General features: G+C 39.2%; 1 pseudogene. It reads right to left on the bottom strand.

The features are described from left to right. Positions 1–245: pseudogene (locus tag BZK24_RS08720) on the bottom strand (hypothetical protein); the annotation flags it as partial.

Genomic DNA, 245 nt, shown 5'->3' on the forward strand with positions numbered 1-245 from the left:
TGCCATTGAATGTATCCCACACTTCACCATAACTACCAGGTTCAGCGCTGATTAAATCCACTTCATTAGCGCTTGCGTTTTGACAATAGCAAATAGCCGCTTGACTAAACGCTCTAGCTAACACCAATAAGGTCTTTTTTAAATTAAAGGTATCACTAGGTTCGTTTTGAAATACGAAAAAGCTCGTTTCTTTATCGGGTAAAAGGCCATCTTTTAGGCTCTCTTTCCAATAACCTACCACTTCA

The organism is Helicobacter pylori (assembly GCF_001998165.1).
GTDB classification, from domain to species: domain Bacteria; phylum Campylobacterota; class Campylobacteria; order Campylobacterales; family Helicobacteraceae; genus Helicobacter; species Helicobacter pylori_DL.